This window comes from Dysgonomonas massiliensis, from assembly GCF_900240225.1.
GTDB classification, from domain to species: Bacteria; Bacteroidota; Bacteroidia; order Bacteroidales; family Dysgonomonadaceae; genus Dysgonomonas; species Dysgonomonas massiliensis.
The window spans coordinates 76,162-89,245 of record NZ_OEPV01000013.1; the positions used below are offsets into that span (position 1 = coordinate 76,162).

Consider the following 13,084-nt stretch of genomic DNA (forward strand, 5'->3'; position numbering starts at 1 on the left):
TGTAAATTGGTGAAAATAGTTGAAACTGCCGCTGATAAAATATTTTTTACTTCTGATATCCACTTCGGTCATAAATGGCTTCTTGATTTCAATAAGCGTCCATTCAATAGTGTTGAAGAGATGGATAATATTTTAATCAAAAATTGGAATGATACTGTTCCAATAGACGCATTAATATTTGTATTAGGAGATATTGGAGAAACTGATGATAAACGTATTCTTGAAATATTTAGCCAGCTAAATGGAACAAAAATTTTGATGAGGGGTAACCATGATACGATTTTTAAGTACGGAACTTTACAGGATATATTTACGGAAATACATGATCTGCTTGAAATAGAAATTTTTGATGCAATAGAATACCAATATCAAAAGATTGTTCTCTGTCATTATCCAATGTTTGACTGGAATAATTTCCACGAAGGATCCTGGCAATTATTTGGACATATCCACACCCGGGAACTTCCAGAATTTAAAACTTTGAACACAAAATTATTTGCACAGCAATATGATGTAGGAGTTGATGGCAATAGTTTCCGTCCAATATCTTATTATCAAGTAAAAAACATCATAAAAAAGCAGATGCAGCAAAATTGTTTCAAACAGACTAATTATTATTGAATAATATTTCCTTTTTCATCAATCAATAATATTTCCAGTTCTCCTTTTGTAAATAGAGGAGAACAAACAGCATGACACTTCTTCAATATCAAAGAGAAATATCGGCTTTCTCTTTGAGGAATAATATTCCAAAGTTGACGTGCCATGGTGATACCATCAATAGCATTGATTATTGAGGTATTGCAATTGGCTTCTTGTGCTATACTTTTTAAGAACTCTTTATTCATTACGACTTTTTTGCTATGAGTATCTAATGATCCTTCAGCCAATTTTACTGCTTTGCCAAGCATAATACCCATCGTAAGCTTTTTTATATCTAGCTCGGACGCTATTTTTATCGTTTCTCCTATAAAATTACCATAATGAATAAAAGCCTGAGTTGATAGATTGGAATAAAGCTGCTTTACAAAGCGTTCACTTTTTGCCCCCGAATTGATAACTATATGTTCACATTCTAACGCTTTAGCTACCTGCATTTCCCTTCGGATTGATGCTATGAATGCATCGGATGAGAAAGGCTTGACAATTCCCGAAGTTCCTATAATAGATATTCCGTCAACAATACCAAGCTTTGGATTAAAGGTTTTAAGAGCGAGTTTTTTGCCATCAGGGACAGATATTGTCACATCAATTCCCGTCTTGAAGCCTAAGGGCAATTTATCTTGATAATGGCACATTACCTTGTATAGTTCACGTTTCATCATCATTCGAGGTGTGCGATTGATTGCAGGATCTCCTATGGGAAGTCCTAATCCGGGTAAAGTAACTCTACCAACCCCTTCTCCATGTAAGAAACGAACACCTTTGTGGTCTAAATTAAACATTACGGTCGATACTATTTCGTGACCATTGGTTATATCGGGATCGTCCCCCGATACTTTTATAACAGAGCATGTTACTTGGTCATTCTTTTTAGTCATTTTATAAATGGGCAATTTTACCCATTCACCATTAGGCAAAGTTATACTTATTTCACTTTGTTCTTCTCCCGTCAATAAGATTGTAAAAGCGGCTTTTGTTGCAGCAGTAGCACAACTACCTGTAGTATATCCTGTTCTTAACTCGAAAAAATCAGGCACTAGATTTTCGATCGATTTTCGTAGTCCATTCTCTCCATAAACAGATATAAATCTGGAAGATAAAATAGGTCGCTTAACAACTAAAAGAGGTATGTTCAACTGACGAGCAGCCCTAATTTTAGCTTCAAAACCTCCAGACTCTCCACTTTCTTTTGTAATTATAGCTTCGGGACTTAAAGATTTGAATAATGCTAATTCATCATTGTCTTCTTTATAGAATAATAGCTTTTCTGGAGGAAAACTTTGCAACTTTGCAATAGTTAGCGATTCTTCGCGATTCAAAATACGAAACCAACAATTATGATTCTCCCAGTATGACTTCAATTTGGCTATTGTATTTACACCGGTGAGAGCTAACAGGTTGTTTATCTTTTGATCTGCTAAATAATCAATAGCATGCTGATAAGTGTCGAACCATAGTGAATCTTTATCATGTTCAGGATAGTTACGTTCTAATCGGACAACCGGAATATTTAATACCTCTGAAGTAAGAGCAATATTTTGATGAAGATTTTCTGCAAAAGGATGAGCAGCATCTATAATCAGACGTACGCTATTCTCTTTGCAGAAAGATGTTATTTTATCCTGATCCATCGCTCCTGTTATGCGTATACCATGGGCTGTTTCAACCTTTTGTAAATCGCCTTTAGTAGAATAATAAAATGGCTTTGCAGCTTCTTCGCATACAGCTAAAGCTTTTTTGCCTTCTGTTGTTCCTCCAAATATTAAGATCATAGTTCAATTTGCCTTAATAATTCTTCAATTGTATCTAATACCTTAACCTGCCCATTAGAATAATGAAGATTGATTCGCTGCTCTTTTATTTCAATATATGGATCAGAATCAGTTTCTCTTGACACCATGATTCCTTCTCTCAGCAGAGCCTTTCTTACCATTGCAAATAATTGTCCGTGACCTGTCATTCTTATTTCTTTTTCACAGTCATTAGAAACACGGAACAATCCGGTATCAGTATCGAAAATAATACCTTTACGGGCAAAGAAATGACTAAGATTCCCATCCAACGAAAGGTCTTCGGGTGTGCCAATTTTAATCCCATTTTCTTTATCCATCAACCATATTTTGTCGGCAATCTGTAAGGCTAATTCTAAATCATGGGTCGAAAGAAATATCGTTTTATTGGTTTTGCGTGATAATTGATGAAGTAGTTGCATCATCTCTACTTTGCTGGGAAAATCAAGAAATGCAGTTGGCTCATCTAGTAGTATAATTGGTGTTTCCTGAGCCAGAGCTTTAGCAATCATTACTTTTTGTCGTTCGCCATCACTTAATGTATGAATCATTCGCGATGAAAGATTCTCTATCTTTACCAAAGAAATTGCTTTGTCTACAATCTTCTTGTCATTTTCAGACAAACTGCCCCAAAATCCGGTATATGGACTACGCCCTAAACCGATTAGCTCGCGAGCCGTCATATTTTTGATATCAAATTTTTCGGTAAGAACCACACTCACTAATGTTGCTAATTCTTTCTCTGTATAATCTTCAATCTCTTTACCTTTAATATAGATATTACCAAATAGTTTCGGCTGAAATGCTGTTATAGTTCTCATCAAGGTAGATTTTCCAATACCATTAGCTCCAAGCAAACAAGTCAGTTCACCACTAAATATGGTCGAGTTAATATTTTCGGCGACAGTTTTCCGATTCTTTTTACTGAGATAACCTATCGAAAGCTCTTCTATTTCTATCGTTTTTTGTTTTTTTTCCATTACATTAATTCATTCTTACGTTTTCCAAACAAAACAGAAATCACAATAGGAGCACCGATTAATGCTGTTACCGAATTGATAGGCAAAGCTCCTTCAAAACCAGGCATACGGGCAATCAGATTGCAAAATAAAGCTAATGAAGCTCCAGTAAGAGTAACGGCAGGCATCAATATCCGATGATCTGATGTAATGAATATCATACGACAGAGATGAGGTACTGCTAGGCCAAGGAATACAATAGGGCCACAATATGCTGTGGTAATAGCCGTAATTACGCACGAACTAGCTATAACGGCTAGACGTGATCGGCGAATATTTAATCCCAGATTACGGGCATATCTTTCACCCAGAAGCATAAGATTTAGAGTCTTTATCAATAGAAAAGATAACGGTATTAGTATCGCCATTATGCATGCAAATGTGTAAACTTGATTACCCGATACTTTAGCAAAGCTTCCCAATCCCCAAATGACATAAGCGCGTACATCCTCGTCGTTGCTGAAAAACTTTAGAACGCCAATTATTGCAGTAGCAATATATCCGATCATAACTCCCATAATCAGCAAAATAACATTGCCTTGTATGCGCTGAGAAATAACCATTATAACAGACATAACCAGCATAGCTCCTGCAATGGCTGCGACTGATACAGCAATCTCGCCGAAAAATCCGAGTTTACTCAATGCTGTACCACCGATACTTCCTGATAGTAAAATAACCAAAGCCACGCCAAGGCTAGCTCCTGAGCTTATTCCTAACTCAGATGGGCCTGCTAACGGATTTCTAAATACAGTCTGCATCTGCAATCCACTGATGGATAAGCCTGCTCCGGCAACTAAAGCTGTCAGAGTTTGAGGGAATCTTGATTTCCAGATTATATTTTGCCATATTACAGGCTCATCACCTATACCAAACAAAATGTTCCAAGTTGACAAAAAAGGAACGGAGACTGTTCCTAGAATTAAATTTAGGATAAAAAAGCAAAATATTGATCCTAGTATGGATATGAAGGCTATGTTATGACGTTTCATCTATTTCAATAATTCATAATAAACCGGAGTATGATTAGGCAACAAACTAGGATGGAAAATTTTTATCAAATCAGCTAAAACAACTTCAGGTTCTACCGGTGTATTCTCATAAAAAGCTTTTTCGCGCAGATTACAGTAGATCACTTTCTTTTCTTTATATGCTCTGAAATCTGTATATCGAGCATCAGTTTGTTTAAGCACATCATAGCTATATTCGCCATTATAGCTGTTTACGATTCTCCAATAATCAGCATTAGACCCTTGTGAGTAAACAGTTTCATAGTCTACATAAAACCCTCCGGATTCATTATCGTTTTGCATAAAATAATTTGCTCCAGCGTCTTTAAAAAGCTGGGCTAAATAGCTTTTACCTCCTACTACATACCAATTCCCTGAATGTAGTTCGCCACTCAGCACAGTAGGCTTTTTTGCTATATATTTTGTTAATGCTTGTAATTCAATGTATCTTTTTTCTATTTCTTCGAATTGCTGTTCAGCTTGTTCTTCCATGCCAAGAAGCATTGCCGTAAACTTTATCCATTCGGCTTGCCCTAGTGGACTAGTTTCTTTGTAGCCCAGAAAGCTAACTAGGGGAATGTCCAAGTTACGAATAGCATCATATCCTCCTTTTTTGAAAGGCGAAACAAGAATCAGATCGGGATCAAGAGCTATCACTATTTCACTGTCAAATTCTCCTTCTATTCCTATTCTACTAGTTTTGCCATTTTTCAGTTGTTCATTGATTTGTTTATTCGACAAAAAACGTGTACTTGTTATGCCAACAACTTTATCCAGAGCATCTAATTTTATAAAATTAGATAGCTGTAAATTTGTCATACAAATAACACTTTTTATAGGAGTCTCTATGATTGTATAATCCGATGGTATACCTTCTTTCGAACTTCCTCTTTCTAATAAGGCGTATTTGTACGTAATATCACTTTCTTTGCTAGGATCGCTGATGTCTACTAGTCTAAAATTGCCATGATCAGAGACTTGAAATCCTTTGGCATATTTAACTTCAAATAGATTTCCATTATTTTCTATTTTTTCTTCAGTTCCTTTTTTGTTTGGGTTACATGAAATTAATAGAGTAATACCTAAGAATAGTATAATATAGTATTTCATATAGAAGAATTATTTTGAATGATTAGTAACGAGAAATAAGGAAACTTCTTACCTATAATTGCTTTTTTATCAGTTGTGTAGTACTCTTTTCCTATAATACCAACATTCTCAAAATAGTGATGATCAATATTGTTTTCCGAATAGATGAGCTCTTTAATGACACTTTCGCTTAATGAAGGTTTCATTATAACAATGGATTTACTGGAATTCAAATAGGAGATTAATTCATTTGAATCTATTTTTCCTGGAATAACAACCAGTTGTTCTTCTTGTTTTGCTATATGGATATTTGCAAGAGCAGCACAAGATATAAATGCAGGAATACCTCCAATCCGTTGTGTAGGAATATCAAGCTTCATCAATTCCTCATTGATATATTGACTTGATGAATAGAATCCAGAATCGCCTTCAGTTACAATAGCGATTTTTAAACCATCTGAATAATATTCTGCAGCCAACATAGCAATGGCTTCATAATTTTTCAATGTATCTAAACGTTCTTTGCTCATAGGAATATGGAATAATTTTATCTTTTCTTCATCTATTTCCAATGCTGACAAGATCTCTTTCGAACGAGATACTACTTCATTTCCAATCCTATTCGTAGAAGGAGTTAAGATTACATCTGCATCTTGCAATATTTTTAATCCTTTTAGAGTTATTAATTCTGGATCTCCAGGTCCCAAGGATACAAACGATATTATGTTCATCTTTACTTTATGATTAATCGTAGTACATCATATTGTTACCTATATGAGATACTACGATTCTAGTTTTCAGATAGATCTATTTTATTTTTCTAGAGCAACTATACGATCAAAGGAATAACCTTCCTGAATTTCCAGTCCTTTAGTTAAGTCTCCCTTTTTTATATTATAGATGTATATACAAGGAGCACTTGATTTTGGATTTACACCAATATACGCTTTATCGTTTAAGACTAATGATCGTTGCGAAAATGTTCCTGAAGAATATGGCAGAGCCAGTTCAGTCAGATGATCGGTGTTAAGATCAAGAATTGCGTAATAACAGTTATAATCATTTCCCCAATTGGCAGCTCCGGTGTGTTTAGGATCTTGAATATAAAGAAGAGCTTTGCCGGTTGTCAAGAATTCTGCTGTAATAATTTTTCCTCTTGAGTAATTTTTGCCTTGGAAGCCCAAATAACTTTTATCAAAATCTGTTTCTCCTTTTTTAATACGAAGAAGTGATCCATCTTGCTGAGTTGTACTAGGAGCTCCTTTACGCACAGTATTACAAGCCAAGTAATAGTTTCCTTCGATGTCAAAGAAAGATTTACTTTGTAGCAATTCTCCATAGGCTGTTCCAGCCATAAATTCAGCTCGATTTTCTTCTGCTGTTTTTTCGACAGACATGTTCTCCGGATTAATGAAAGCTACATAGAAATGTGTTTTATCCTTATTATTCACATAGCTATATATAATTCTATTGTCTGCTTTACGATAGCTGGCAATCCCCGATGTACTAAACTTTCCTCCTGCAGGCAACGTAGGTAAGTCTAATTCACCTTCATCCATAATAGTCATGTTGTCTGTATTTACTTTTATCCATATCACTTTACTGGCATCCCCATTGGCCGCAATCAGAACAAGAGTATTATCTGAAATCCATGCATGCGAATAACGTCGGTCTTTCAAAGTGTTGTTCTTAAAAGCAACTTCCTTGACGATTTCGTAGTTTTTATTTGTTATTTTATATTTTCCAATACGATCTTTCTCTCTTGGGACCTGATAATAGTATGATCCTTTGATTATCGATTCTTGATACAACTTAGCAGTTATATCTACTCCTGTTCCGTTAAAATCTATAGTCTCTTGCTTCTCTAATGTATTTAGATTCTTTACCAATTGAGAATTTGTAGATCCCATTCCTGAGGTACTTCCTATAGATACCCAAATATCAAAATGTCCATTTTCTATTGGTCCAGGAGTTGGATTGGGAGTTGGATCATCATCAGAACAGGCTAAAAATGTTAAACTAGAACTAATAAAGGCTGTTAATAGCCAGATGTGTAATTTTAAATTTTTCATTACTTTTATTATTTAATTAATGAATAGTCTGAATTTACAGAAAAATGATCTACCTGGTTTTTGAAGCTTTAAATTGTCATATACCAAGCGATTGAATATATTGTTGCACTCTAAGGAAATATTATACTTCTCGTTTTTCAACGAATAAGTTAAGGATGCATTATTTATGCATTGAGTAGGAATTGTCGATTTACTTTCTAATGTTCCATAACCTTCCCACGTAAAATAGTACCAATGGACATATTGAAAGTAATATGCTAGTTTCAATTGGTTGGCTTTTATCCCAAGTACGTCTTGTTTTCTTACATTTATTTCCAGATTGCTATATAGCCAGGGAAGATTGGGTATATTATTATCATATGTGATAGATGGTTTTCCATTTGTCTGAAATCGGGTTTTATCTTTCGAACGTTGGTAGCTACAATTTACTATCACTTGGAGCAGATCCATATAGCTATACCGTGCTTCTCCCTCCACTCCTATTACCGTAACATTACTTCGATTTTCGTATTGTCCTGCAATATCTTGACTCGGACTTGCCTGAAAACGAATATAATCTTTGACATGTCTATTGAAAAATCCGAATTCATAGCCAAGATTGTGATTCTTGCCTAAATTGACATCGCTCAAAAGTCCTATATTTATATTATTACTATTTTCGGGTTTCAACTTTAAATTAGCAAATACGGTTGTTCCGTTGCCTAATACTTCTCTAGCAAGAGGTAGTCTTATGCTGTGCTCAAACGATGCTTTTATTGCTAGATAGTTTGTTAATCGAAATCTAGAACCTATACCGTAGCCTAATTTGTTAGTTGTTGTGGATTTGGCTATATCTGTTGCTCCGGTTATCCAATAGAAGTCATTCTGGTCGATACTTAACTGACTTGTATAGTTTTTCAGAAAAGCTACGTTTGATAATCTATCATTCCAAAAAGTTTGTGTGTAAGATAAACCTATCACATGTTTTGTAAATTTATCTTTCGAGGGTTTAAATTCCGTGTCAATTTTATCATATCGATCGTTGGATACATGATCTAGCAAATAATTTAAGTTAAGAGAATGTATGTCTGATAATCTATAGTTTAGGTTAATACGCCCAACTGTCAAAGGACGTTTAGTATGTTTTTTTGATTTCCCCTTTCCTAAAATTTCATTACGAGATGATGGTGTACTTGTTCCATCCCATTTATATTGTCTATAAGCTGTGTCTATTACAATAGAATGATCCCATGTATGAGAGAAAGAAATATCCGTTGATAAATTCTTCAGTATAAAATTATTTTTCTTGTAATTTCCTGATATTCTATAGGATTTATTTTCTTTTTCAGCCATTCCATACACAATACTTTGAACTATTCCGGTTTGCAATTCTTTATTCATTGTTGCGAATGATGTTGAAAGTAAAAATGCGTCAGCCCATTTTCTATTCATTACTCCAAACTCTAACTGCCCTAAAAGAGAGAAGTAATCATCATGGAATCGGCTAGCATTTTTTAGCATAAACTCCTCTTTATCAATATCCCAAAGCTCAATATTTTTCATTTTGTAATCATTCTTCGAGTAGTTGACTCCAAATGAAGGGCGTATAATGATTCCTGTCTTGGGGGTTATATACTGAGCATTAAAATCTGCTTTATGAGTGTTGAAAGAACCGATACCATATGATGCATCTATATATATTTTCACATTCTTTTTTGTTATAATGTTAATAGCTCCTCCTAATGCATCTGCTCCCAATTCGGATGGAACAAAACCTTTGTAGATTTCTATATGTTCTACTAAATTTATAGGAAAGTTGGCAAGATTTATTTCACTTCCCATAGCAGATAATGGAACACCATCAACAAAATATTTTACGGCGTTTCCTGATAATCCATTTATAGACAATTCAAAGTCTGAGCCGACTCCACCATCTTCTCTGATTCTTATGCCGATGCTTTTACCTATGACAGATTTCAGGCTATTTAACTCATTAACTTTAGACTTTATATCGAGAGCATTGACTGAATATGCACTTTCCTGAAGGCGTTGTATTTTAGACTTCCCTTTAACTTCTACAGTCGACAGTTCGTGTATTTGGGGAGTTATTTTGAAGTTATATTCTGTATCTTTGGTTATCTCAATACTTATTTGTTTGGTCTCATAGCCAAAACAAACAATTGTCATTGTACAAGATCCAGGGGGAATATTACCTTCAAAGAAACCATCGTCCTTGGTTACAAATAGTAAATCTTCGTTGACTATTATACTTGCTCCAGAAATAGGTTTATTATTGATATCGGATACTTTACCATGCAATAAAACATTCCTATTTTGGGCACAGAATGATACACTTACTAATAAGTAAAATAAAATAATAAAGAATTTTTTCACCATTGTTTTATTTAAAATACGATCTAAAATCTTTTAAATAAAACTAACGTGTATTCGAAATAACCTTGGTTAAATACTTAATGGCTGAATTGCATCAATAATATTGATTTCGCAAGAAATGGATTGAATCCTAAAGTCTTGTTGTCAGCTCTATTCCACGAAAGCTTTATAACTAATATTTTGGCAGGTCTTCTGACTTACTCCATCTTTGAACGCCCTTCCCATTCACAAATGAACAGTGGTTTTGAGTATTGTTCAAAGACTTTGGCGGAGCTTACAGCAGCGGGTCTGTTCAGGATTTTCACCTGATTCCCTTTTCATCACAATCTGTGAATACAGAATGTGACACCAAAATCATATGCAAAGATAATCGTTTAGTCGATATAAACTAAAAATTGATCAAAAGTAATTGATATAATATTGGGTTTATTTTCACTCTGGTACATAAAGAATGTGGATTGGAGCAAACCTGTATTTATAACTAAAGGAAAAATAGCTCCTTTATCTTTAAACATATAATCAAGCATAGCATAACTAGCTGTACTTGGAGTATATGTACCATGACCAGCCAATACTACCTCTCCTTTAGTTGGACATTCTTTTTTCAGTATATCCACAACCTTTTCAAAATGTGAAACATGATATAGTAATGGTGTACCAATTCGGACTTCTTTGAAAAACGGTTCGACTGAAGCTAGATCTTTACGTAGTGCTTCCGTCTCCACACCATCAATAATATTCGAACTTTGAATCAGGATATGAGTATATCCTTATCTGTAATGGCTTAGATGGTTTACTTTACTCGCTTGATATGTTTGAACTCTTTTGCAAAGAACTAAAATGTTGGGATAGTGAATGTGAATTTGCATCGTTGGCTGAACGTTAGCATTACTTCAACACTAAAAATGCTTATGCCGATTATGCTCCATTCGAGAATTTCAAATCGAAAGTAATTCTCTTATCAGGACTTCCGGGTATGGAGAAAGATTATTATATAAATTCGCTTAATTTGGATATTCCCATAATTAGTTTGGATGCTATACGCAGAAAATATAAGATCAGTCCGACTAATAAAAAAAGAAATGGTTGGGTAGTGCAAGAAACAAAGGAACAAGCGAGAGTCTATCTTAGAAAAGGGCAGGACTTTATATGGAATGCTTTCAATATTACAACTTTGATGCGAAAGTAGCTTGTTGACTTATTTGTAGATTATGATGCTTATGTAACTATTACATACATTGAGAAACCGTATAAAATCTGGCGAAATCAAAACCAAAATAGAGAATATCCTCTGTCCGAAAATGTTTTGGATAAGATGCTTTACAGTCTGGAAATGCCCCAGAAAACAGAAGCGTATGAAGTGGAGTATGTAACTTTATAATTTGACATATTTATTGCTCTATATTTTCATACATTATACAAAATAAGATTACAGAGATGGAAACATTTAATGATATAATTAGCGGAGATAAGAATCAATATTTAGAAGCTATCGTCTGATAAACAAGCTACTGTAAATTTCGCAACTCAACTCTTAAAACGAAAAAGCATGTGAATATTTAATTCACATGCTTTTATTTTGTTTTTCTAAATCTTTCAGCGGAGAGAGAGGGATTCGAACCCCCGGAAGCTCTCACTTCAACGGTTTTCAAGACCGCCGCAATCGACCACTCTGCCATCTCTCCAATGCTTTTCAGCATCATTGCTTTTCCTTAAAAGCGTTGCAAAGATATGTAGTTTTTTCTCATGTGCAAAAGAAATCTGATTTTTTTTTTCATCTTTTTGCATATAAGAATATCAAAATTCATTAAATCAAAGACATACCCAATTGGCCTGCCTCAATGCGCATCTCCTCTGGCCAAATACTTGATTGAATCTCGCCAATATGTCCTTTACGCAAGAAGAACATACATAATCTTGACTGTCCTATTCCACCGCCAATTGTCTGAGGTAATTCTCCATTCAGTAATCGTTTATGAAAATACAGTTCTTTATCAGCCTCTCTGCCTGCAACGGCCAACTGCTTAGACAATACCTCAGGATTTACCCGTATCCCCATAGACGACAGCTCCATCGCCTGACCTAGAACAGGATTCCACACCAATAAGTCTCCGTTCAATCCATAATAACCGTTCTCGCTTCGAGTAGTCCAGTCATCATAATCAGGCGATCGGCCATCATGAGGTTTTCCATCACTTAGTTTACCACCTATACCTATAATAAATACAGAACCCAATTCTTCCGTAATTTTATTCTCACGTTCTTTTGCAGTTAAATCAGGGTAACGTTGAAGTAACTCTTCGGCATGAATAAAAGTAATATCCTGAGATAGAACTGGTTTAATCTGTGGATACATCTCATACACAAGATATTCTGTACGAACAATTGCAGCATAAATACGACGAACTATATTTTTCAGAAAATCAATCGTTCTGTCTTTTTCTGACATCACCAATTCCCAATCCCACTGATCTACATACAAAGAATGTAAGTTACCTAAATCCTCATCAGCTCGTATTGCATTCATATCTGTATATATTCCGTATCCTTCGCAAATCTTATAGTCGGCTAACGTCAAACGCTTCCATTTTGCAAGAGAATGTACAATTTCAGCCTGATCGCTACCCATATCCCTAATCGAAAAACGAACTGCTTGCTCTACCCCATTCAGATCATCATTAATACCTGTTCCTCTTAAAACAAATAAAGGCGCAGTAACACGTCTTAACCTTAACTCTGAAGATAGATTTTGTTGGAAAAAGTCTTTTATCAACTTGATTGCCAACTCTGTTTGTTTTAAGTCGAGACTAGAATGATAGTCTTTCGGTTTAATTAAATAGCTCATTTTATATTATTATCGTTTTACAAATATCATATTCGAATACAAATATAGCAAACAACAATACATTTTGTAAATACATTTCACATTTTAACATTATTCTGACATATATAAAAGTTTCAATAAATACAAATTGATTGAATAACAATTAAGTAGTAATTTTTCCATAACTTTATGTATCTTTGCACTCTTAAACTAAATGTAAATTATAAGGATAACTCCATACATA

General features: G+C 34.6%; 9 protein-coding genes, 1 tRNA gene, 2 pseudogenes and 1 riboswitch. Of the genes and pseudogenes, 2 read left to right on the top strand and 10 right to left on the bottom strand.

The genetic code is table 11. The annotated features are described in order from the left end of the window. The first annotated feature begins 9 nt into the window (after positions 1-9). The gene (locus C1A06_RS13010) at positions 10-621 is read left to right on the top strand and encodes a metallophosphoesterase (protein WP_101690651.1); all 612 of its coding nucleotides are present in this window, start codon (positions 10-12) and stop codon (positions 619-621) included. On the opposite strand, the gene cbiD is transcribed toward C1A06_RS13010, so the two are convergent. The 8 genes and pseudogenes from cbiD to C1A06_RS13050 form a co-directional block, all read right to left on the bottom strand. Next, positions 615-2,435 carry a cobalt-precorrin-5B (C(1))-methyltransferase CbiD gene (cbiD, locus tag C1A06_RS13015; RefSeq protein ID WP_101690652.1) on the bottom strand — a complete coding sequence of 607 codons (1,821 nt, stop codon included), beginning with the start codon at positions 2,433-2,435 and terminating at the stop codon, positions 615-617. The two genes, C1A06_RS13010 and cbiD, sit on opposite strands and share 7 nt — an antisense overlap. Continuing rightward, positions 2,432-3,433, bottom strand: a complete 1,002-nt coding sequence (locus C1A06_RS13020; protein ID WP_101690653.1) for an ABC transporter ATP-binding protein — start codon at positions 3,431-3,433, stop codon at positions 2,432-2,434. The genes cbiD and C1A06_RS13020 overlap by 4 nt, the downstream gene beginning before the upstream one ends. Next, complete coding sequence (locus C1A06_RS13025; RefSeq protein WP_101690654.1) at positions 3,433-4,464, bottom strand: iron chelate uptake ABC transporter family permease subunit; 1,032 nt, start codon at positions 4,462-4,464, stop codon at positions 3,433-3,435. Before C1A06_RS13025 ends, C1A06_RS13020 begins: the two co-directional genes overlap by 1 nt. Beyond that, a complete protein-coding gene (locus C1A06_RS13030) occupies positions 4,465-5,592 on the bottom strand; it encodes an ABC transporter substrate-binding protein (protein ID WP_101690655.1) in 1,128 nt (375 codons plus the stop codon). Then, complete coding sequence (locus C1A06_RS13035; protein ID WP_101690656.1) at positions 5,589-6,302, bottom strand: precorrin-2 C(20)-methyltransferase; 714 nt, start codon at positions 6,300-6,302, stop codon at positions 5,589-5,591. Before C1A06_RS13035 ends, C1A06_RS13030 begins: the two co-directional genes overlap by 4 nt. An 81-nt stretch (positions 6,303-6,383) precedes the next feature. After that, positions 6,384-7,643: a DUF4374 domain-containing protein gene (locus C1A06_RS13040; RefSeq protein ID WP_101690657.1), complete on the bottom strand. Its 1,260-nt coding sequence runs from the start codon at positions 7,641-7,643 to the stop codon at positions 6,384-6,386. Between the two features lie 12 nt (positions 7,644-7,655). Further along, positions 7,656-10,019, bottom strand: coding sequence for a TonB-dependent receptor plug domain-containing protein (locus tag C1A06_RS13045; RefSeq protein ID WP_101690658.1), 2,364 nt, complete (start codon positions 10,017-10,019; stop codon positions 7,656-7,658). Between the two features lie 162 nt (positions 10,020-10,181). Beyond that, a riboswitch (cobalamin riboswitch) is annotated at positions 10,182-10,384 on the bottom strand. Positions 10,385-10,513: 129 nt separating this feature from the next. Then, positions 10,514-10,786 (bottom strand): annotated as a pseudogene (locus tag C1A06_RS13050) (sirohydrochlorin cobaltochelatase); the annotation flags it as partial. 23 nt (positions 10,787-10,809) lie between these two features. Between C1A06_RS13050 and C1A06_RS15375 the strand changes: the two are divergent. Beyond that, positions 10,810-11,397: pseudogene (locus C1A06_RS15375) on the top strand (AAA family ATPase); the annotation flags it as partial. A gap of 219 nt (positions 11,398-11,616) precedes the next feature. Here the strand turns inward: C1A06_RS15375 and C1A06_RS13060 are convergent. After that, a tRNA-Ser gene (locus tag C1A06_RS13060) sits at positions 11,617-11,701 on the bottom strand. Positions 11,702-11,823: 122 nt separating this feature from the next. Continuing rightward, positions 11,824-12,861 carry an aspartate--ammonia ligase gene (gene asnA, locus C1A06_RS13065; protein WP_101690661.1) on the bottom strand — a complete coding sequence of 346 codons (1,038 nt, stop codon included), beginning with the start codon at positions 12,859-12,861 and terminating at the stop codon, positions 11,824-11,826. Between the last annotated feature and the right edge of the window lie 223 nt (positions 12,862-13,084).